Here is a 19,870-nt window from a genome sequence, read left to right as displayed (position 1 = left end):
GCGCAGCCATGGCATCCGTGAACAACGCCCAAGACGACGACGCCGACGCCGCAGTCGACAGCATCAACATCACCCCGCTGGTGGATGTGCTGATGGTGGTGCTGGTGATGTTCATCCTCACCGCCACCGCGCAGGTCTCCGGGATCCAGGTGCAACTGCCCAAGGCCAGCGCCACGGTGTCGCTGGCCCAGCCCAAGACCAAGGCGATCTCGATCAACGATGCCGGCCAGGTATTCCTCGATGCCTACCCGGTGACGCTGCAGGAGCTGGAGGACCGCCTGCGCAGCGAAAAGGCGCGCAGCCCGGATTTCCCGTTGATCGTGCGCGGTGACGCGGGCGTGCAGTACCAGAAGGTGGTCGAGGTGCTCGACCTGCTGCGCCGTCTCGAACTGGCCCAGGTCGGGCTGGTCACCGGCAAGCCGAACCAGGGGTGAGGGCAGGCATGGAACCTAAAGCCAACTTGCGCCGCCTGCTGACCTGGGCCGTGCTCGCCGTCGCTGGCGCGGGCCTGGCCTGGCTGCTGTGGCAGTGGGCCAACGACATGGCCGGGGTGCGCCGCGAGGCGCCCAAGGTGCCGGCGATCATCCCGCTGCCGCCGCCTCCACCACCGCCTCCGCCCGAGCCGCCCAAGGAGCCCGAACCGCCGGTCGAGGAAAAGATCGTCGAGCCGCAGCCGGTACCCGAGGCCGAGGAGGTCAAGCCCGCCGAGGACGCGCCGGACCCAGCCCAGGACCTGGCCGACCCCATGCAGATGGACGGCGACGCCCAAGCGGGCGGCGACAGCTTCAACGTCGGGGCCGGCAAGGGCGGCGGCATGGCCGGTGGCGGCGGTGGCGGCCTGGGCAGCGGCACCTACAGCCAGTACCTGGCCTATGCCTTCCAGCGCCTGCTGCGCGACAACCCCGAGCTGCGCAACCTGGTGTTCAACCTGCAGGCCGAGATCTGGCTCAGCGCCGCCGGCGAGATCACCCGGGTCGAGCTGCTGCGCGGCAGCGGCGAGCCGGAGGTGGACGCCCAGGTGCTCGCCGCCCTGCGCGGCGCCCGCGCCCTCGACCAGCGCCCCCCGGCCAACCTGACCTTGCCGGTGAAGATCGCCCTGCAGGGGCGCCGGCCATGAACAACGAAGCACGACTGACCCACAGGAGCTGCAAACCCATGAAGTGCCCAGTCAACCGATTGACCCTGGCGCTCGGCCTGCTGGCCGCCGCCACCGCGGTCGGTCCGGCCGTCGCCCACGCCGCGCCGTCGGAGAACGCGACCGTCAACCTGATCCGCCTGCTGGTGGAACAGGGCGTGCTCAAGCAGGACAAGGCCGACGCGCTGATCGCCCAGGCCGAGCGCGAGGCCCAGCAGGCGCGGGCTGGCAGCGCCGCGCCGATCGTCGCTCAGGCCCCCGCGGCCAACGGTGAAGTGCGCGTGCAGTATGTGCCGGCCATCGTCCGCCAGCAGATCCGCGACGAAATCAAGGCCGAGGTGATGAACACCGCCAAGCAGGAAAACTGGGCCGCGCCCAACACCTTCCCCGACTGGGCCTCGCGCATCAGCTTCGACGGCGACCTGCGCCTGCGCTACGAATCGCGCGGCTACGCCGACGGCAACAGCAACGAGATCGTCGACTTCGCCAAGCTCAACGACAAGGGCCCGTACGACGTCAACGCCAACAGCGGCTCGAGCCTGCCGCCGCTGCTCAACACCCGCGAGGACCGCGACAGCCTCCTGCGCCTGCGCGCGCGCTTCGGCCTCAAGGCCCAGCTGGCGGACAACTGGGTGGCCGGCATCCGCGTCGCCACCGGCTCCAACAACAATCCGGTGTCGACCACCCAGAACCTCGGTGGCGGCTTCGGCAAGAAGGACATCTGGCTCGACCAGGGCTATGTCACCTGGACGCCCAGCGAGCGACTGACGTTGACCGGCGGGCGCATCGCCAATCCGTTCATGTCCACCGATATCCTCTATTCCCATGACCTCAACTTCGATGGCGTGGCGGCGATCTTCGACCAGCCGCTGAACCGCGACCTCAGCCTGTTCGGCACCGTTGGCGCGTTCCCTGTGCAGTACAGCGACGACAGCGCCAGCAGCAATGGCCTGGACAAGGAGGACAGCGACAACAAGTGGCTGTACGGCGCGCAGCTGGGCGCGAAATGGGCGCTCAACGACCATCACCGCCTCAAGGGCGCGATGGCCTACTACCGCTTCGACGACATCGCCGGCGAGCGCTCCAGCCCCTGCGCGCCCTGGGATGGCCAGCCGGCCTGTGACAGCGACGAAACCCGGCCGACCTTCATGCAGAAGGGCAACACGGTGTTCCTGCTGCGCGATATCACGCCCAATCCGGCCAACCCGGCGGCGACGCCGCAGCCGCAGTTCGTCGGCATCGCCTCGGAGTTCGAGCTGCTCGACCTGAACCTGGTATGGGACGCCGACCTGCCCCATGACTTCAAGCTGCGCAGCCAGGCCAACTACATCCACAACCTGGCCTACGACGAGGGCGACATGCGCAAGCGTTCGGCCGGCCAGTTGGCCAACAACATCGACGAGAACGGCAACATCAAGAGCGGCGCCGACGCCTGGATGTTGCAGTTCACCCTGGGCAACGCCCTGGACATGCGCAAGGCCGGCGACTGGAACCTGTTCGCCGGTTACAAGCGCATCGAGCCTGACGCACTGCCGGACGGCTTCAACGACTCGAGCTTCCACCTCGGCGGCACCAACGCCAAGGGCTATTTCCTCGGTGGCAACTACGGCCTGGCCGACAACGTCTACGCTACAGCCCGTTGGTTGAGCAGCGAGGCAGTCTACGGCGCGCCGTTTGACATCGATGTGCTACAACTTGAAGTCAACACGCGGTTCTAGGGAAGGAGCACGGGCATGAACAAGGGAGTCTATCGCCAGCGTTGCGCCTGGTTGATGCTGGCGCTGGGCGCAAGCCTGGCCGCCTCGGCGTCGGCCGAAACCCTCGAAGAGCGCCTGCGCACCCAACTGCGCAGCACCACCCAACAGCTGCAGGCCCTGCAGAGCGAGCAGGCCCAGGCCAGCGCCGCCCGCCAGGCGGCGGAACAGCAACGTGACGCGGCCCTGGGCCAGGTGCGCGAGCTGACCGCGCAACTGGCCAAGGCGCGCGGCCAGAGCGAACAGCTCGCCGGCCAGCAGCAGGCCGTGCATAGCCAGGCCCAGGCGCTGGTGGCCAGCAGCAACGAACAACTGCACAAGTACAGGCAGGCCTATGACGAAATGCTGGGCATGGCGCGCGCCAAGGAAAGCGAGCGTGCCGGCCTGCAGGCACAACTGGCCGAGCGCGATGGCCAGGTGCAGCAGTGCCAGGCGCGCAACCAGCAGATGTACGGGGTGGCCAAGGAGATGCTGGCCGCCTACGAGAAGGTCGATATCGCCGATGTGATGAAGATGCGCCAGCCCTTTGCCGGCTCGGCCCGGGTCCGCTTCGAGGAGCTGGCCCAGGCCTATGGCGACAGACTCTACGAAAGCCAGTTCGACGCCCCCACGGGCGTGACCCAGTGACGTTTTCTCAACGCAAGGAAGTAAGCACATGACCGAAGTCACCCTGATCGAAACCGTTAGCGCCGACTCCCTGACCAAGCTGCTGCAGGATGCCGGCTGCCGGGTCAATCGCACCGAGCAGAATGCCGTGGTGCAGTTGCTCAGCGCCAGCCAGGGCGTGGGTTACGCCGTACGTTTCGGTAACCGGGCGCTGAACCAGGAAGGCGAGTTCCTCGATTTCACCTTCAGTTGCGCGCTGCGTATCCAGGGCGAGCTGCCCGCGGGCCTGGCCGAGCGCTGGAATGCCACGCGGCGTTTCGCCCGCCTGTCGGTGCAGGGCGAGTTCCTGGTGATGGAAAAGGACGTGGTGGTTGCCGACGGCGTCAGCGAGAAACACCTGCTTGGCAGCCTGTTGTTGTGGGACCGCCTGCTGCAGGAGTTCATCGTCTACCTGCGCGACTACAGCCGCAATGTCGCCGAAACCGCGCCCGAACAAGTCGGCAGCGATGCGGTAAGCGCCTCGTGACGGCGCGAACCCTGTGGGCCGGCGCTGGCGCGTTGGCCGTTGTCGCAGTGGCGGTCGCCCTGGCCTTGCGCCCGGGCGACGAGCCGGTGGCGGCGGCGCGCCCGGCTTCGCCCGCCACCCTGGTGGCCACCGATAACGGCCCGGTGCTGGCGCGCCTGGGCGAGCAACAGGTGGGCAGTGGCGAACTCAAGGCGCTGTTCGCCCAGTTGCCCGAAGAGTCCCGCGCCAGCCTGCGCGGCGACCGGCCAGCACTGGAGGCCTGGATCCGCGCCCGCTTGGCGGAAAAGGCCCTGTACCAGCAGGCCGAGGCCCAAGGCTGGCTGCAGCGTCCGGAGATCCAGGTGCAGACCCGCGCAGCCACCGAGCAGATCGTCCTGCGCGACTACCTCGACTCGGTGAGCAAGGTGCCCGATGACTACCCCACTGATGCCGAGCTCAAGCAGGCCTACGAGGCAGGCAAGGCTGGTTTGCAACTGCCGGCACGCTATCGCCTGAGCCAGATATTCCTGCGGGTGGAGAATCCCAAGGATGACGAGGCCGTGCGCAAGCAGGCCGCGGCCCTGTCCAAGCAGGCCCAGGCCGCGGATGCGGACTTTGGCGCATTGGCCCGCGAGCATTCGCAGGATGCCGGCACCGCCGCCAACGGCGGGGATACCGGCCTGCAGGCCTTGGCGCAACTGTTGCCGGAGGTGCGCGGGGTGGTGCCGAAACTCAAGGTGGGCAGCGTCAGCGAACCGGTGCAGAGCGCGGCGGGCTATCACATCATCAAGCTGGTGGAACAGCAGCCGGCCCGGGCGGCGACCTTCGACGAGGTGGCCCCGCGCCTGCGCCAGGTGCTGCGCGCCCAGCGCCAGGAGCAGGTGGCCAAGGCCTATGTCGAGGGCATGTTCGACACTGCCACCTTGAGCATCGACGGCGCGGCGCTCAACCAGGTGCTGGAAAGCAGCCGCTAGTCGCCAACAACCATGGAAGAAGCGGGCCTGCCCAGTCAGGCCCGCAGGAGGCGAGGGATGCCTATCGATCTGTCCCGGGGGCGAGTCCCGGATACCAGCGTACACGTCGTTCGCCCCCAGGTGCCGCTGGCCCTGGACGAACAGACCCTGAACTGTTTTCTGGTCACCGCGCGCTGCGGTTGTTTCATGCAGGCGGCGCGGCGGCTCAACCTCAAGCCGGTAGCCTTGCGCAAGCGCCTGGCGGCGCTGGAGGCACGCCTGGGCTACAGCCTGTTCGTCAACCGCAACAACAACCCGGTGCTCAGCCAGCAGGGCGAGCGCCTGCAGCAGGTGCTCCAGGCCCGCGAACCAGTGGTGCCAGCGCCGCGGGAAGCCAGCGCCAGTGTGCGCCTGGCCGTGGCCGAACCACTGTTGCAGGACCTGCTGGGCCGCAACCTGATCAACTTCGTGCGCCAGCATGCCGGCATGCGCTTGGAGGTGGCCACGCTCGATGGTCGCCAGGTACCCGAGCAGGCCGCGGATGTGGCGCTATGGCTGGGCGACCTTGACCAGGGTGCCCGCGTTGGCAGCTTTGCCGACAGCACCGCCGAAGCCCTGGCCACCCTCGAGTACTTGCCGCATATCGCCAAGCGCTATGCCCGCGAGGCCAACCGCCCGACCAGCCTGGCGCACCTGCAGGACTACATGCTGGTGCAATGGCAAGGCGAGGTTGGCGTGCAGGCGTTGACGCCCTGGCAGGCGCTGTTGAACTCCCGCTCGGCCGGCGTGACGCAGATCCAGGACTACGAGATGTACTGCCAGTTGATCAAGTGCAGCGCCAGTGTCGGTTTGCTGCCGCACTACGCAGCGCATCTGGATCGTGGCCTGCTGGCCTTGCCGGGGTTGTTCCGCGAGCCGATGCGCCGGCGCGTGTGGCTGGCGGTCGATGGGCGCACCGAAGCCGATCCGTTGGTGCAGGTGATGGTGGGGGCGATCCGGGCCGCGTTCGAGGAACGCCGCGAATGGTTTATCAGCCGTTAACCGATCACCCGGCCTTGCGTAGCGTCAGATTGATCCGCCGCTCGCCCATGCGCGGATGCACGCCAGGCTTGATCGGCAGCACGCCATGGAAGCGCAGACGGTCCTCGCCGCCCCACACCAGCACGTCGCCGTGGTTCAGCGGGATGCGCCGGGTACGGTCCGAGCGCTGCAGCCCGCCGAACAGGAACACCGCGGGCAGGCCCAGCGAGATCGAGACGATCGGATGGGCGTAGTCCTGCTCGTCGCGGTCCTGATGCAGGCTCAGGCGGGTACCCGGCAGGTAGTGGTTGATCAGGCAGGCATCCGCCACGAAGCCGTCGAAACCGGCCTGGGCGGCGGCGCGTGAGGCCAGCTCGACCAGCACCCGGGGCAGGGCGGGCCAGGGCTTGCCACTGACCGGGTCGGTGGCGGAGTAACGATAGCCGCTTGCGTCGCTGACCCAACCCAGCGCGCCGCAATTGCTCAGCGCCACGGCCATGCGCAGGCCACCGGGGGTCTGCATATGGCGAAACGGCGCCGCGCGGAGCACCGGGCGCAAGGCATCGAGCAGGGGCTCGAGCTCCGCCAGGGCGAAACCTGGCAGCAGCGTGGTGTGCGCGGCCAGCTGCTGGGGGTGTGCGTCGAACAGATCGAGATCGGACTGGATCATGCCAGGGGCTGCTTGGGTGGTGTCCGCACAGTGTATCGCGATGCCCCGGTGCGTGGGGCATCGCGCGCCACTGCGTTGGCCTCAGAGACTGAGCGTCAGGCTGACACTGACATTGCGCGGCTCGCCCGGCAGCACCCATGAACTGTTGTATGAACGCTCGTAGTACTTGCGATCGAACAGGTTGTTGAGGTTCAGGCCCACGGTGACCTGCTCGCTGGCCTTGTAGTGCGCCAGCAGGTCGACCGTGCTGTACGAGGGCAGGGTGAAGGCGCTGCCGGCCTGGCCGGAGCGCTCGCCGACATAGTTGAACGCCGCGCCCAGGTCCGAACCGCGCAGGGCGCCATTCTGGAACTCATACACGCCCATCACGCTGCCGCTGTTACGGGCAATGCCCAGCAGGTCGCTGCCCTTGGGCAGGCTGGCATCGCCCTTGGTGACCTCGGCATCGATGTAGGCATAGGCGCCGATCACCCGCACCGCCTCGCTGAGCTGGCCGCTGAACTGCAGGTCCAGGCCCTGGCTGCGCGCCTTGCCGGCCGCGATGCTCTCGCCCAGGGCATCGGTGGTGATGACGTTTTCCTTGTCGATATGGAACAGCGCCATCGTGGCGCCCAGGCGGCTGTCGAACAGGTCGAGCTTCAGGCCGGTCTCGTAGCCGATGCCTTTCTCGGGCTTGTACACCTGCCCCTGGGTGCCGATGGTGTTGGGCTTGAACGAGGTCGAGGCGTTGGCGAACACGCCGACCTGTGGCGTCAGCTGGTACAGCAGGCCGACGCGGGGCGTGGCGACATCCTTGGCCTGGCTGTTGCTGATGCCGCTGCTGCGGTTCTGCGAGGTCTGCTCGATGCGCTCCAGGCGTACCCCGAGCAGGCCGCGCAGGCGTTCGCTGAAGGCGATCTGGTCCTGCAGGTTGAGGGCATGGCTTTCGGTGCGTTCGAAGAAGTCATTGGCGCGGGTGAGGGCCGGCTTGGGCTTGCCGTATACCGGGTTGCGGATGTCCAGGCCGTAGCTGGCCAGGGTCGCGCTCTGCGGGTACTTCTGGCTGTTGCGGTAGTTCTCGTATTCCAGGCCGATCAGGCTCTGGTGCTGCCAGCCAAGCAGCTCGAACTGGCCGTGCAGTTCGGCTTGGGTGATGTTGTCGTTCCACTCGAAGTCGCGCTCGCGGTAGAAGCGCGTGAGGGTGTTGCCGACCAGGGCCTGGGGCTCGGAGCTGTTGCCCTTCAGTGTGCCCTGGGTGTAGTGGGTGGCCAGGCGCAGCTTCCAGTTGTCGTCGAGGAAGTGCTCCAGGGCCAGGTCGACGGTCTGGTTGTCGTTGCGGATCTTGCCGTCGTTGGGCTCGCCCATGAACGCCGAGCGCTGCACCGAGCCCATCTGGCCATTGACCGCGGGGATGCCACGGTCGAACACCGATTCGGTGCGAGAGAACTCGGTGTCCAGCAGCAGGCGGGTGTCGGGCGACAGCTGCCAGCTCAGCGACGGGCTGACGATCCGTCGCTCGCTGTTGACGTGATCGCGGAAGCTGCCGTTGTCCTCCACCGCCAGGTTGACCCGGCCCAGCAGGTTGCCTTGGCTGTCCAGCGGCGCGTTGGCGTCCAGCGTGCCGCGGTAGCGGTCCCAGCTGCCGGCGCTCAGGTTCACGGTGCTGAACGTCTCGGCCTGGGGTCGCTTGCTGACGATGTTGACCAGGCCGCCGGGATCGCCGCGGCCATAGAGGCTCGCGGCCGGGCCCTTGAGCACCTCGATGCGCTCGATGCTGGAGGTGTCGGGCGCGCTGTAGCTGCCGCGGTTGACGGCGAAGCCGTTCTTGTACAGCTCCCCCGTGGTGAAGCCGCGCACGCTGTAGTTGAGAAAGGTCAGGCCGCCGAAGTTGTTCTGCCGCGACACGCCGCCGGCAAAGTCCAGGGCGCGGTCGATGCGGGTGCTGTTGAGGTCCTTGAGTACCTGGGCCGGCACCACTTCGATGCTCTGCGGGGTGTCGCGGATATCGCTGTCGGTGCGCGTGGCGGTGGCCGAGCGGGTGGCTCGATAACCCTGGACCGGGCCGTCGGCGCGCTCTTCGAGGTAGGCGTCGGTGATCGAGGTTTCGTCCAGCACCAGGGGTTGGGCGGCAGCGAACGGTTGGCCGAACAAGCCCAGGGTAAGGCCGGCCAGAAGGGGAGCGCGAGGGTTCAAGGGGGATCTCCGTTAAATATGTAATAACATTACATTATCGTTCCAGTCATCGCTAGAAGAAGCTGCGGTGGGGCGGTTGCGCGATGGGAATGATTTGCGTTAACGTTATGTTATTACGTATCTGGAGGTTCTCATGCAAGTACTGTCCTCACTCAAGCAGGCCAAGCGCCGTCATCGTGATTGCCAGGTGGTCAAGCGCCGCGGCCGGATCTATGTGATCTGCAAGTCCAATCCGCGCTTCAAGGCAAGGCAGGGTGGGGTGAAAAAGAAGCGCGGTTAACCTTGATGCGTAGCCGTTAGCGACACTGGGGCTGTCACGCAGCCCCAGGGCTTCAGAACGTCGCCTTGACCTGCAATCCAAGCACCAGCGCGTTGTCGATATCCTTCCCGGAGAACGCCCCTGGCTCGACGATGTACTGCACGTCCGGGCGCAGGTTCAGCCACGGCGTGGCCTGGTAGCCGTAGCTCAGCTCGATCAGTTGCTCGGCGCTGTCGATGTCGGGGAATGGCTGGCCGGCATCGAATGCGGCAGCCTCGAGCACGTCGCGGCTGCGCGGGTTCGGCACTGCGCGCCCGTAACCCAGCGCCACGGTGTCCCGAGGCCGGCTCGCGAACGGCTGGTACAGCACCACGCCGGCACCGTACCACCTGGTGAATGGCGAGGCGGCCTTTCTCGACGCCGAGTACTGGCCGAAGGCGTGCAGGCTGCGCCCCGGCAATGCCGGGTCGTTCCACACGGCCTGGTCTACCAGCAGGTAATGGCCACCGCGACCGGCGACTTCCTCGCTGCTGCCGATGCGTTTCACGTTCGAGCTGTCGTAGTAGTAACCGACCTTGTACTCGCCCGGCAGCTCGCCACGCAGCTTGTACACCAGCTCCAGCGGGAGCACGGTGCCGGTGCTGTGCTTGGGCCCCAGGTGCCAGGCACGGCTGGAGTTGCCGTTGCTCTCGGGGTCGACGTTGAACGCCGCCACGCGCAGTTGCCAGTCCGGCGCCAGGTCGTACTTGAGCCGCGCACCTAGGTGTGCGTTGGGGTAGTTGGTCCAGCCGCTGCCGCCGGACATGTTCAACGGGTGGCCGCAGAAGCCGGCGTTCATGAAGTTGCACAGGATGCCGCTGTCCAGCCCGCCGAGGTCGTTGCCCATGGCCATGTAGCCGAGCTTGAGGTTCAGCGCAGGCGACAGGTTGCGCTCGTAGCTCAGTTCGGTGAGGCGGGTGTAGAGGCCGCCGTAGTTTTCCTGGATCGGCAGGCGGTTGCCCACCAGGTCCTCCGAGGCGCTGTTGCCGCGGCGGTCGTTGATGGTCAGCTGGACCTTGCCACCGTTGTCGAGGCCGTACAGTTTCGACAGGTCGAACTGCGCGCCCAGCTTGAGGTTCTGCGAGTAGCGGGCCGAACGGTGCAGGCCGCCGTGGGCGTTATAGGCGGTCTCGCCGCTGTAGTCGCCGGTGAAGGTGATGCCGTCTGCCGCGAGTTGCTGGCGCAGGCCGCCCCAGTCACCGGTCAGGGTGTTGTCGGCGGCGAATGCAGTGGTGCTGGCAAGGGCAAGAAACAGGGTGGGGGTAAGGCGTGAAACGGATGACATTGCGAAGTCTCGGGTGGTCTGAAAGGGCCCCATCGCCGGCAAGCCGGCTCCCACAGTGAGGGCACGGACCCTGTGGGAGCCGGCTTGCCGGCGATACAGGCGACGCGATTTATGGCAGTGCGTACGCCATCACATAGTCACCGCGGTCGGTCGACTGGCGCGCACCGCCGGCGGTGATCACCACGTACTGCTTGCCGGTCCTGGGCGACACATAGGTCATCGGGCCGCCCTGGCTGCCGACCGGCAGGCGGGCTTTCCAGATCTCGCTGCCGTTGCTGCTGTCGTAGGCGCGCAGGTAGAAGTCCTGGGTGCCGGCGATGAACACCAGGCCGCCCTGGGTGGACAGGGTGCCGCCGAGGGTCGGCAGGCCGATCTTGATTGGCAGGTGCATGCGGATGCCCAGGGGGCCGGTGTCCTCGACGGTGCCGACCGGCACCTGCCAGGCGACCTGGCGGGTCTTCATGTCGATGGCGGTCAGGGTGCCGAACGGCGGCGCCTGGCACGGGATGCCGGCCACCGACAGGAAGCGGTTCTTGTTCACCGCATACGGGGTGCCCTTGAGCGGCACCGCGCCCATGCCGGTGTTCAGTGCTTCGCCACCGGCGGCGGCATCACCCTTGTTCTGCGACGGGATCATCTGGATCCACAGGCCCAGGCGCATGTCGTTGACGAAGATGAAACCATGTACCGGGTCGGTGGAAATGCTGCCCCAGTTCATCCCGCCCAGCGAGCCCGGGAAGCTCAGCGACAGGTCGGTGCCGGGTGCGGTGTACAGGCCGTCGTAGCGCATCTTCTTGAAGTCGATGCGGCACAGCAGCTGGTCATAGGGCGTGGCGCCCCACATGTCCGACTCGGTCAGGGTCTGCGCGCCGATCTGCGGCATGCCCACCGATTTCGGCTGGGTCGGCGAGTAGGGTTCGTTGGGGATATTGCTTGGCTTGACCGGCACTTCATCGACTTGCGTGAGCGGCTTGCCGGTGGCGCGGTCGAGCACGTAGATCTGCCCGGCCTTGGTGCCGATCACCACGGCTGGCACGCTGCTGCCGTCGTCCTTGATGAAGTCGATCAGGCTCGGCTGCATCGGCAGGTCGAAGTCCCAGAGGTCGTTATGCACGGTCTGGTAGACCCACTTCTGATTGCCCGTGGTGGCGTCCAGGGCCAGCACCGAGGCGCCGTAGGTGTGGTCGAGCTTGTTGCGCTCCACGCCGTAGATATCGGTGGACGAGGAACCCATCGGCAGGAACACGGTGTTCATCGCCGGATCGTACGACATCGGCGCCCAGCTGTTCGGGGTGCTGCGCACGTAGGTGCCGTCGCCTTGGGGGGCGGCGCGGTCTTCTGGGTTGCCGGGGTCGAAGGCCCAGCGCTGGGCCCCGCTGATCACGTCGAAGCCACGGATGACACCGCCGGGCATGTCGGTCTGCACGTTGTCGGCCACGCGGCCACCGACCACCACGGTGGTACCGGCCATCAGCGGTGCCGAGGACAGCTGGTAGTACGAGTCGGGCACAGCGCCCAGGCCGGCTTTCAGGTCGACCTGGCCATTGTCACCGAAGCCCTGGCAGAACGCGCCGGTGTCGGCGTCGACGGCGATCAGGCGGCCATCGATGGTGTTGGTCAGCAGGCGGCGCTGGCAGTTGGCGCCGGCCGGCACGCTGGCCAGGGTGATCGGTGAACTGTTCGGCTGGCTCGGCTGGGCGATTGGCGTGGTAGCGTCGAAGTAGGCCATGCCACGGCAACGCTGCCAGACCTTGGACTGGGCGTTGATGGCGTTCTTCCACAGCTGCTTGCCGGTGTCGGCGTCCAGCGCGATCAGGTTGTTGTGCGGGGTGCAGATGAACACCTTGTCGCCGACCTGCAGCGGGGTGAGCTGGTCTTCGGCGCCATTGCCGTCGCTGAGGGCGACGTCGCCGGTGTGGTAGGTCCAGGCGACCTTGAGCTTGTCGACGTTGCCACGGTTGATCTGGTCCAGGGCGGCGAAACGGCTGCCGCCTTCGGTGTTGCCGTAGTGGGCCCAGTCTTTCTGCTGCTGGCTTGGCTCGACCGGGGTCAGGCCCGGGCCGTTGCCGGTGGGGGCGACGCTGGGGTGGGCGACGAACATGTTGCCGGCGGCAATGGCCAGGGCCACGGCCAGCAAGCCGGCGATGCCATAGGCGCCACGCGCCTTGCGGCGTACCAGTTGCGGGTAAACCAGCGCGACCACCAGGCCGATGGCGGCGAACATGAACAGGCGCGAGAACAGCGGCCAGAACACCAGCCCGGCGTCGGCCACGGCCCAGATCGCGGTGCCGGCGAGGAACAGGGCGTACAGCCAGGCGCCGAGGGGTTTGCCTCGGGCGATGAGCACGCCGGCGAGGGCCATGGCCAGGCCGCCGGTCAGGAAGTACCAGGAACCGCCCAGGCCGGCCAGCTTGAGGCCGCCGGCGGCCAGGAGCAGACCGAGCAGGGCGATGACAACGCCCAGGCCGACCAGGATGAAGGTTGAGGCGCCAGAGGCGCGGGGTGAGTCTTTCATGCCAGGGATCTCGCAGGTGGAATGCCGGCAGTTTAGTCCCTTAGCAAGCTAATTAACAAGTTAGTACATTTTAAATCGGGACCGACTGTCGCAGGTCCAGAAAGTGATTAACCATCCGCAGCCACGCGACAAAATGGACTCAGGCCTGCAACCCCTCCAACAGGCAGCGCAACGCACCCTTCACGCGCTCGGCGGCCGCCTGCGGATCGTCCTGGGCAATCACCCAGATCCCGCTGTCGCCCATCGCGCCGTTGAGCAGGTGGGCCATGGCCACGGCATCGAACGCGCGCAACCTGCCGGCCTGCTGCAGCTCGACCAGGCCCTGGGCCATGGGACCGATGTAGCTGGCCTCTTCCAGCTCGCGCAGGCGCGGGCCGAGCACCGCGGGGGCGTCCTGCAGCAGGATGCGCCGCAGCGCCGGTTCATGCAGCAGGTCGTAGTAGTGCAGGCAGGTGTCGATATAGCCCTCCCACGGATCGGTGTGGGTGGCGTAGCGGGCGTCGATGGCCTGGTTGATCTCGTCGAGCAGGTGTTGCACCACGGCAGTGAACAACCCGGCCTTGCCGCCGAAGTGGTGGTGCAGGGCACCGCGGGTGAGGTCGGCTGCGGCGCACAATTCGTCCATCACCACGGCGGCAAAACCTTTTTCGGCGAATTGGCGGCGGGCGACAGCGATGAGCCGTTCGGTGGTGTCCGCGCTCATGGCGGCGCGGCTGCGGCGAGGGGTGGGCATTGAGGCTCCGATGAAAAAAGACGATGGGCGCAAATTAGCATACGTTGCGTATGTCAATAAATGGCATTAGCATACGCAGCGTATGTCAATTGGAGATTGTCACCGTGTCTGCCCTCGTTTCGCGTAAACCCACTGCCTGGCTGGGCGAGCTGCCGGGCTTGCTGCGCCTGGCGCTGCCGCTGGTGTTGGGCCTGTCGGCGGCCGGGCTGATCAGCCTGACCGACACCATGCTGCTGGCATCGTTGGGGACGCTGGTGCTGGCCTGTGTCGCGCTGACCAGCAGCGCCGGGCTGATTTTCCATGCCGGGCTGTACGGCATGCTCGCCACCCTCAGCGTGCGCGTCGGCCATGCCTTCGGCGCCGACGATCCGGGCGAAGTGGCGCGCACGCTGCGTGGTGGCCTGGGCTATGGGCTGCTGGTCGGTATCCTCGGCTGTCTGGCCATGCTTGCCACGCTGCCGCTGGTGCAATGGCTGGGCGTGCCGCTGCCGGACGTGGCCCTGTTGACGCCGTACTGGCAGACCATGGCGGTGTTTCTGATTCCGTACTGCCTGGCGGTGGTGTTCAAGGACGTGCTGGAGGCCATCGGCCGGCCCTGGGTGGCCGTGCTGCTGGTGATGAGCGCGGTGCTGTTCAACCTGCCGCTGACCTACGGCCTGATCCATGGGCATTTCGGCTTGCCGGCGCTGGGCCTGCTGGGGGCGGGCGTTGCTGGGGTGATCGCCGAGTCGCTGGCGGTGGTGCTGGCCCTGGCCTATTGGCGGATGGCGCCGTCCTTGGCGCGCTATCGCCAGGCGCCACAGGGGCGGCGGTTGGGGTGGCGCACGCTGCTGGGCGAGGGGTGGCCGCTGGGTCTTGGCTACCTGGCCGAGGCCGGCGCGGTGGTAGTCGCGGCGTGGATGCTCGGCTGGCTGGGCAACGCCGCATTGGCGGCCAACCAGGTGGTGCAGTCGATCGGCGCGCTGCTGTACATGCTGCCGCTGGGCATGGCCGCGGCGGTGAGCATTCGCATCAGCCAGGCCCAGGGCCGCGGCGAGACGGCGCGCATCCGCGCCATCGGTAGCGCCACCTTCGCCAGCGTTACCGCCTGGATGCTGGTGGCCACCGTGCTGCTGGCGCTGTTCGGGCAGCGCATAGCCGAAGCCATGAGCGACGACCCGCAGGTGATCGCCATCGCCGTGCCGATGTTCGTGGTGGTCGCGGCGATGCAGGTGGCCGACGGCCTGCAGTCCACCGCGCTGGGCGCCTTGCGTGGTCTGCAGGACTACCGCTGGCCGGTTGGGGTGACCTTGGTCAGCTATTGGCTGCTGGCTTTGCCGCTGAGCTACTGGCTGGCCTTCCACTCGCCACTGGGCGCGGTGGGGGTATGGGTCGGCTTTGCCAGCGGCCTGGCGGTGGCGGCGGTGTTGCTGCCCTGGCGCTTCTACCGGCTGCAGCGTCCGCAGCGCGTTGCGCCAGGGGCGTGCTCAGTCGATGTCCAGGTTGTCCAGCAACAGCAGTGAGCCGTCTTCGCCCGTTGTATTCAGCTGGATCACCTCCGGGGCCTGTACCTGGAGTGTCAACCGCCCGTGGCGCATCGGGCCGATGCCATCGTCGCTGACCAGCTCGATCACCTCGCCGCTGTTGGCCTGGCGAACCATGCAATAGGTATTGCAGCCCCAGGACAATGTCACGCGGCGGGGCTGTCGGGCATTGGCGGCGACGTCCACCGGGAACTCCGCCTGCAGGTTCACCGCCAGGTAGCGGCCGGTGAAGTGATCGCTGTCAGGCTTGTCGCGGATTTCCTTGAGCGTGGAATGGCGCACATTGAAGCCCAGGCCAGCGGAAACCAGATCGATCAGCGGCCCGGTTGGCAGGTCTTCGAAGCCGACGTGGTAGTTGGGCACCCCAGGGCCTACCGCCTGATCGCCCTCCAGGTAACTGATCACCGCTGGATGATCCTTGCTTTTCGGCAACGCCAGGCGAATCAGCGGCAGAAGCTGGCCGTATTGCGCGTAGTAGGTCGTCTGGTCGCGCTGAGCCTTGGCTCGCGACTCCAGCTGGTCGGCGGGATAGAAGAACGACTGGATTGGCAGGATGGCGCCCTGGCCACGTTGCCAGGCGGACAGCAGCAGCTCGTCGAAGATCCTCCAGCGTACGGTGGGCAGCCGTTGGTGCGCATCGACAGACGTAGCGAACCAGTCGGCGACGGCGCCGCTGCCTGGGCGTTGGTTCCAGCCACAGATGCGGTTGGTGGTGACCAGGTCGGTGTACTTGTCCAGCCAGGCATCGGCGCTGACGATACCCTGAGTCTCGCAGGGATCGGTCAGCGGGCTGTCGTGCTCGATCGGCCCGCACCCTTGCTGGGTGGGACGGCGCCAGCTGTCGGCGTTGCTCGGGAACGAGCACAGCACCTGGACGTTGCGCAGCTTGCCGGCGGGAATCTGCTGGTGGGGGTAGAAGATCAGTCCGTTGCGATTCTCCCAGATGCTGTCGAAGGTGTGGTCGCGGCGCAACCACGAGAACGACACGCCGCCCAGTTCGATGGCACTTTCGCTGGGATCCCAGGAGGGATAGTCCGGCCTGCTCGCGGTGCCGCGCAGCATGATGCCGCTGCACATATGTGAAGGTTTGTCGGCGCCGCCGCAGTCGCTGGGGGTGGCGTCGTACCAGGCCTTGAGCTGGCGCGCGGCTTCAGGGCCGCGGGTGCCCAGGTTAGCGGGCAGCGTCGAGGGCCCGAGGCGTTGCTGGACGATGTTCAATTGTGCCGGTGGCGTACTGGCGGCGGCGGAATGATCGGCGTTGTCGGTCGCGCAGCCTGCCAGCGCGACCGCGGCGATGATGAGTGGGCTATGGCGAACAAGGTTCATCTGGGGCTGTCCGTAGCTGTTCGGAGGCTGACCAGCACTCTCGACGAACGGCGCAGGCCTGGGCAACTGGCAGAATTGCCAGGTCCATGGTTGTGTCGGTGCGTTCGCTTCAGTCGCGCGTCGTAGTTGCCCCGGCGTCATAGAACACGGCAAGCCAGATGGTTGGCTCGTCGGCGGCGGTCCATTCGACGCGGTGTCGGCAGTGCGGCGCAATGTCGAGGCAATCGCCGGCGGCGAGCCGACGCGCCTGGGCCTCGTGCTCCAGACGCACGTCGGCGCTGCCGGCCAGCAGCACTATCCATTCGCCTTCGGCCTGGTCGTACCAGAAACCTGGAGCACTGGCCTGGCCGCTGGAGACGATGCGCTCGATTCGCAGGCCGGGGCGGCGCAACAGGTCGTCGAATTGCTCGTCGGCTTGAGGGTTCAAGGCGGGCAGGGCGGAGAACAGGTTGTCGAGCATGAGGTTCTCGCAGGCAGATGGTTGCACAGAGACATTGTAGGCAGGTGCCCGGCCTTGCCCCAGGCGAACCTGCGATCGACAAGCTGCGGCGATCGAGGTGTTGGCGCCTGGTGCAAGGCCGCTGCCGTGGATTCGCTTATCGCCCCCACGGCAGGGCCACGCCGATCAGCGCGAACAGGCCGCCACAGGCGCGGTTGAACCCCCGGCCACCCTTGGCCAGCCATGGCCGTATGCGAAATGCCAGGCGCGCCAGCAGGTATTCCACCAGGCACTCGACACTGGCGAAGGTCGCCGCCATCACCACGAACTGCAGCAGCAGGCCGCGCTGTGGGTCGATGAATTGCGGCAGGAACGCGCCATAGAACAACAGCACCTTAGGGTTGGCCAGCGCCGACAGGCAGCCCTGGCGGAACAGCCCGGCATTGCTCAGCGCGGTACTGCCGCGGGGCAACTCGAGATGCAGCGCCGGGGTGCGCCACAGCTGGATCCCCAGCCAGACCAGATAGGCCCCGCCGACCCACTTGAGCACCGTCAGCACCGAGGCCGAGGCCTGCAGCAGGGCGCTCAGGCCGAACATGGTCAGGGCGATCAGGGCGCAGAAACCGAACACCCCGCCGCAAATGGTGAACAGCGTGCGCCGGGCGCCGTACAGCGCGCCATGGGTCAGGGCCAGCAGGCTGTTGGGGCCTGGGGTCAGCGACAGGCCGATGCTCGCGAGCAGGTAGATGAGCCAGGTGTCGAGTGCCATGGAAGTGCCTTGTCGGTGGTGAGGGCGCCAGTGTAGGGCAGGGTGGTGGGAATACAGGGTAGTATTCGGACAAACGATGGTCATATCCGGACATTGCCATGACACCCGACCTGCGCCTGCTGATCCTGCCGCTGCCGGAATTCGCCTTGCTGCCCTTCGGCGCCTTCCTCGACAAGTTGCGCTTTTCCGCCGACGACGAGGACTACAGTCGCCAGCGCTACTGCCGCTGGACCGTGATCGGCCTGGACCTGGCGCCTGTGCCGTCGAGCAGCGGGGCCATGGTGCAGGTGGAGGCGACGCCCGCGCAGGTCGACTGGAGCGCCTACGACCATCTGGTGCTGTTCGGCGGGCGCAATGCCAGCGCCACGGCGGCCTTGGCGCCGCGCTACCGGGCCTTGCTGAAACAGGCGGCCAAGGCGGGGGTGAAGCTGGTCTGTGTCGACAATGCGGCCTTCCTGCTGGCGGCCTGTGGCCTGCTGGACGGTCATCAGGTGGTGGTGCACTGGCGCCATGAGGCCGAGTTTCGTGTGGCGTTTCCCCGTGTGCGGCTGCTGACCGGCCAGTTGTATTGCTTCGACGGCAGCCGGGTGACCTGCGCCGGTGGCACGGCGGCCATCGACCTGGCGGTGGAGCTGATCGCCCGCGCCAGCGGCCGCGCCCGGGCGCTCAAGGGCCTGGCCGACATGCTGGTGGACGAAAGTCGCGACAGTCGCCACGCCTTGCGTTCGCTGGAGGCCGGCGCCGGGGAGGGGCGCCAGGTGCAACGGGCCACGGCGCTGATGCGCCATCACCTGGCGGCGCGGCTGCCGGTGGAGGCGCTGGCAGCGGAGCTGGGGATCAGCCGGCGCCAGCTCGACCGTCAGTTCCAGGCCTGCCATGGCATGAGCGCCAAGGCCTGGTGGCAGGAGCTGCGCCTGCAGCAGGCGCGTTGGCGGCTGCTCAACTCCAGCCACAGCCTGGCGCAGATCGCCGATGAAGTGGGCATGGGCGATGCCAGTTACCTGGGCAAGTGGGTGCGGCGGCGGTTTGGCTGCACGGCGCTGGCGCTGCGCAGATCGTGAGATCGCGGGGCCGCGCAGACCTCAAGCCTTGCGCTGTACCTGTGGGAGCTGGCTTGCCAGCGATGGGCCGCAGCGCGGCCCCAATACAAGTAAGTTGTTCCTGCAGGGCAGTAGCCCGCCTGAAGCGCTCTACTGTGGCGTACCGAACAACCCCGTCCAGTAGATCCCCGCGTCGCTCTTCGGGTCCACCGCATACGCCGCCCCCAGCTCGCGGAAATCCGCGTTCATCAGTGTGGCGCAGTGTCCAGGGCTGGCCAGCCAGCCATCGACCACCTTGCGCGCGGTGTCGCGCCCGGCGGCGATGTTCTCGCCGATCTGCCGATACAGGTAGCCGGCCAGCTCCGCACGGTCGCCTGGGGTGCGGCCATCGCGGTCGATATGGTCGAAGAAGTTCTGGTTGGCCATGGCCCGGGTGTGGTTGGCGGCGACGCCGGCCAGGGTCGCGCTCCAGGCCAGCGCCGGTGCGGCGGGGTAGGGCTGGCCGCCGCACTGGCGCGGCAGGTTGCGCGCGGCGTTGATCTCCTGCAACAGCTTCTGCCCTTCGGCCTGCCAGTCGCCCAGGCGCCCGCTGAGCAGCGGGCGGGCCAGGACGATGCGCCAGTCGCGACCCTCCTGGCTGACACCGATATCGACGAACTGCGGGTCGAGCACCACCTGGCAGAAGCTCTCTTCGATGGCTTTCATCGCCGACTTGGCATCCCGTGGGCCGGACAGGCTGATGGCCTGCACGTTGACCATCGGGTAGGCCGCGCGGGTCATGGCCTGCTGCAGATCGCGGGTGCCCTCCGGCGACAGCGCCAGGCGGGTGTCGCTGTTGAGCGGCGGCAGCTCCAGCGAAGCCTCGCCACCGCAGCGCTGGGCCTGGCTGCGGTAGACGTTGATCGTATCGATCAGTTGCGCTTCTTCGCCGGCATACGCCTGGCTGCCGGTGGCGGCAAGCAGGCCCAGCGTCAGGCCGAGGCAGGCAACGGATGGGACGCGCATGTGGATCTCCCTGTAACTGGCAGCGTCTGGATCTGCGCTGCCCATCCTACACAAGCGCAAGGCTTTTGGCCCGGCCCTGTGCGCTATGAAAACCAAGCCTTGGCAATCGCTTGCAGTCGGCA

19 protein-coding genes are annotated in these 19,870 nt (G+C 67.1%); 10 read left to right on the top strand and 9 right to left on the bottom strand.

Annotation, left to right across the window (positions count from 1 at the left end; translation table 11 throughout):
• Positions 1-8: 8 nt before the first annotated feature.
• The 7 genes from KSS90_RS14510 to KSS90_RS14480 are packed head-to-tail and all read left to right on the top strand — an operon-like array spanning position 9 to position 5,994.
• The gene (locus KSS90_RS14510; protein ID WP_046855393.1) at positions 9-434 is read left to right on the top strand and encodes an ExbD/TolR family protein; all 426 of its coding nucleotides are present in this window, start codon (positions 9-11) and stop codon (positions 432-434) included.
• 8 nt (positions 435-442) lie between these two features.
• The gene (locus tag KSS90_RS14505) at positions 443-1,117 is read left to right on the top strand and encodes an energy transducer TonB family protein (RefSeq protein WP_217866111.1); all 675 of its coding nucleotides are present in this window, start codon (positions 443-445) and stop codon (positions 1,115-1,117) included.
• A 38-nt stretch (positions 1,118-1,155) separates the two neighbouring features.
• Positions 1,156-2,853 (top strand): putative porin, encoded by a 1,698-nt coding sequence (locus KSS90_RS14500; protein WP_217866110.1) that lies wholly within the window; start codon positions 1,156-1,158, stop codon positions 2,851-2,853.
• Positions 2,854-2,868: 15 nt separating this feature from the next.
• On the top strand, positions 2,869-3,516 hold the full coding sequence (locus KSS90_RS14495) for a DNA repair protein (protein WP_217866109.1): 648 nt from the start codon (positions 2,869-2,871) through the stop codon (positions 3,514-3,516).
• A 28-nt stretch (positions 3,517-3,544) separates the two neighbouring features.
• Positions 3,545-4,021 carry a YbjN domain-containing protein gene (locus KSS90_RS14490; protein WP_217866108.1) on the top strand — a complete coding sequence of 159 codons (477 nt, stop codon included), beginning with the start codon at positions 3,545-3,547 and terminating at the stop codon, positions 4,019-4,021.
• Positions 4,018-4,974 (top strand): peptidylprolyl isomerase, encoded by a 957-nt coding sequence (locus tag KSS90_RS14485; protein WP_217866107.1) that lies wholly within the window; start codon positions 4,018-4,020, stop codon positions 4,972-4,974. The genes KSS90_RS14490 and KSS90_RS14485 overlap by 4 nt, the downstream gene beginning before the upstream one ends.
• A gap of 57 nt (positions 4,975-5,031) precedes the next feature.
• Complete coding sequence (locus KSS90_RS14480) at positions 5,032-5,994, top strand: LysR substrate-binding domain-containing protein (protein ID WP_217866106.1); 963 nt, start codon at positions 5,032-5,034, stop codon at positions 5,992-5,994.
• Between the two features lie 4 nt (positions 5,995-5,998).
• Here the strand turns inward: KSS90_RS14480 and alkB are convergent, their stop codons facing one another.
• Both alkB and KSS90_RS14470 read right to left on the bottom strand, forming a co-directional pair.
• The gene (gene alkB / locus KSS90_RS14475; protein WP_046855398.1) at positions 5,999-6,643 is read right to left on the bottom strand and encodes a DNA oxidative demethylase AlkB; all 645 of its coding nucleotides are present in this window, start codon (positions 6,641-6,643) and stop codon (positions 5,999-6,001) included.
• 81 nt (positions 6,644-6,724) lie between these two features.
• Positions 6,725-8,815 carry a TonB-dependent siderophore receptor gene (locus KSS90_RS14470; protein ID WP_217866105.1) on the bottom strand — a complete coding sequence of 697 codons (2,091 nt, stop codon included), beginning with the start codon at positions 8,813-8,815 and terminating at the stop codon, positions 6,725-6,727.
• 133 nt (positions 8,816-8,948) lie between these two features.
• Here KSS90_RS14470 and ykgO point away from each other — a divergent pair, with 133 nt between their 5' ends.
• Positions 8,949-9,095 (top strand): type B 50S ribosomal protein L36, encoded by a 147-nt coding sequence (gene ykgO / locus KSS90_RS14465; protein ID WP_023632134.1) that lies wholly within the window; start codon positions 8,949-8,951, stop codon positions 9,093-9,095.
• Between the two features lie 52 nt (positions 9,096-9,147).
• Here ykgO and KSS90_RS14460 read toward each other — a convergent pair whose 3' ends face one another.
• From KSS90_RS14460 to KSS90_RS14450, 3 genes are all read right to left on the bottom strand, one after another.
• Positions 9,148-10,398: a carbohydrate porin gene (locus tag KSS90_RS14460; RefSeq protein ID WP_217866104.1), complete on the bottom strand. Its 1,251-nt coding sequence runs from the start codon at positions 10,396-10,398 to the stop codon at positions 9,148-9,150.
• 109 nt (positions 10,399-10,507) lie between these two features.
• Positions 10,508-12,913 carry a glucose/quinate/shikimate family membrane-bound PQQ-dependent dehydrogenase gene (locus tag KSS90_RS14455; RefSeq protein ID WP_217866103.1) on the bottom strand — a complete coding sequence of 802 codons (2,406 nt, stop codon included), beginning with the start codon at positions 12,911-12,913 and terminating at the stop codon, positions 10,508-10,510.
• A 139-nt stretch (positions 12,914-13,052) separates the two neighbouring features.
• Positions 13,053-13,646: a TetR/AcrR family transcriptional regulator gene (locus KSS90_RS14450; RefSeq protein ID WP_217866102.1), complete on the bottom strand. Its 594-nt coding sequence runs from the start codon at positions 13,644-13,646 to the stop codon at positions 13,053-13,055.
• 104 nt (positions 13,647-13,750) lie between these two features.
• On the opposite strand from KSS90_RS14450, the gene KSS90_RS14445 reads away from it, so the two are divergent.
• The gene (locus KSS90_RS14445) at positions 13,751-15,148 is read left to right on the top strand and encodes an MATE family efflux transporter (RefSeq protein ID WP_217866101.1); all 1,398 of its coding nucleotides are present in this window, start codon (positions 13,751-13,753) and stop codon (positions 15,146-15,148) included.
• On the opposite strand, the gene KSS90_RS14440 is transcribed toward KSS90_RS14445, so the two are convergent.
• From KSS90_RS14440 to KSS90_RS14430, 3 genes are all read right to left on the bottom strand, one after another.
• Complete coding sequence (locus KSS90_RS14440; RefSeq protein ID WP_217866100.1) at positions 15,113-16,495, bottom strand: hypothetical protein; 1,383 nt, start codon at positions 16,493-16,495, stop codon at positions 15,113-15,115. The two genes, KSS90_RS14445 and KSS90_RS14440, sit on opposite strands and share 36 nt — an antisense overlap.
• Positions 16,496-16,604: 109 nt before the next feature.
• On the bottom strand, positions 16,605-16,955 hold the full coding sequence (locus KSS90_RS14435; protein ID WP_217869798.1) for a cupin domain-containing protein: 351 nt from the start codon (positions 16,953-16,955) through the stop codon (positions 16,605-16,607).
• Positions 16,956-17,091: 136 nt separating this feature from the next.
• The gene (locus KSS90_RS14430; protein ID WP_217866099.1) at positions 17,092-17,703 is read right to left on the bottom strand and encodes a LysE family translocator; all 612 of its coding nucleotides are present in this window, start codon (positions 17,701-17,703) and stop codon (positions 17,092-17,094) included.
• A gap of 98 nt (positions 17,704-17,801) precedes the next feature.
• Between KSS90_RS14430 and KSS90_RS14425 the strand changes: the two genes are divergently transcribed.
• Positions 17,802-18,764 (top strand): GlxA family transcriptional regulator, encoded by a 963-nt coding sequence (locus tag KSS90_RS14425; RefSeq protein ID WP_217866098.1) that lies wholly within the window; start codon positions 17,802-17,804, stop codon positions 18,762-18,764.
• A gap of 129 nt (positions 18,765-18,893) precedes the next feature.
• Here the strand turns inward: KSS90_RS14425 and KSS90_RS14420 are convergent, their stop codons facing one another.
• Positions 18,894-19,748: a CAP domain-containing protein gene (locus KSS90_RS14420; RefSeq protein WP_217866097.1), complete on the bottom strand. Its 855-nt coding sequence runs from the start codon at positions 19,746-19,748 to the stop codon at positions 18,894-18,896.
• Between the last annotated feature and the right edge of the window lie 122 nt (positions 19,749-19,870).

It is taken from the genome of Pseudomonas maumuensis (assembly GCF_019139675.1).
GTDB lineage: Bacteria > Pseudomonadota > Gammaproteobacteria > Pseudomonadales > Pseudomonadaceae > Aquipseudomonas > Aquipseudomonas maumuensis.
Note: the sequence above shows the minus strand (reverse complement) of the source record. Positions and strands in the feature narration are given on the sequence as shown.